Below are 927 nucleotides of genomic sequence, written 5' to 3' on the forward strand. Positions count from 1 at the left end.
ACCACACCCGCCAGGCGCAGCAGCCACCGCAGGCGCCAATGCACTTTGCCGGGATCAAAATTCTCGATTAGATCAGCCAGGATCAGCGTGCGGCTGGGGCGATGCAAAAACACCACCTCCTCCATCACCGAGCTGCCGCGAAAGCACAACTGATCAAGAGTGTCATGCCATTCCGGCGGCGGACGGTCGCCCAGATCATCGCTGAACGACACAGATATATTCTGGCTACTGGCTCGCTCTCTCACCCCCGGTGAGGCCCAGCAACGGGCCTCGGGATAGTGTGCCGACCAGTCAGCGATATAGGCGTAGTGAATCCGGTTGGGCGACACCAGATGCGTCACCGTGCCCAGGGTTTCCAGCTGCCTGGCCAGGGGCGCGTTCCACGCCACCGGTGAATGCAGCCACAACCGGTTGCCCGGCAAACGCACAATGGTCATCCGGGTCGTGAAGGGAAGCCCTGCCCCATACAGGGCCATATGTATCACCGGCCCATCGACAATCCAGACGTCATCGGCCACCGGCTTGAGCCAGTTCACCGGTTCATACAATGACAGCACAGCCATGATACCCCTCCCTGGGCCAGACAGCCCGACAACGGGTCGTCAGAAAATTCAGTAACGCCTCGCGGTATGCATCAAACGCTTCATATTGTGGAACATGACCGATGCCCTCCAATTCAACCAGAGTCGCATCAGGAATGCGTTGCGCCGCTTTCTTGCCCAGCTGGTCATAGCGCCCCAGTTGGGCACGCTCTGATTCCGGTGCCCGGTTACGTCCCAGCGCGGTGCGGTCCCGGGTGCCGATGATCAACAGGGTGGGCACCTCAAGCCGCGCAAAATCCTGCACCACCGGCTGGCTGTAAATCATGTCGTAGGCAAGGGCGGAATTCCAGGCAATACGCGGGTAGTCCGGCCCGCGAATCCAGCC

Annotated in this window: 2 protein-coding genes; both read right to left on the reverse strand. The window is 60.5% G+C overall.

Annotated elements, in window-relative coordinates; genetic code table 11:
* Positions 1-563 (reverse strand): DUF4336 domain-containing protein (locus A3730_RS19470; protein ID WP_063538718.1); only part of this gene is annotated, 563 nt, incomplete at its 3' end.
* Positions 541-927 (reverse strand): alpha/beta fold hydrolase (locus A3730_RS31920; RefSeq protein ID WP_231884002.1); only part of this gene is annotated, 387 nt, incomplete at its 5' end. The genes A3730_RS31920 and A3730_RS19470, both read right to left, overlap by 23 nt.

This window comes from Alcanivorax sp. HI0044, assembly GCF_001634945.1.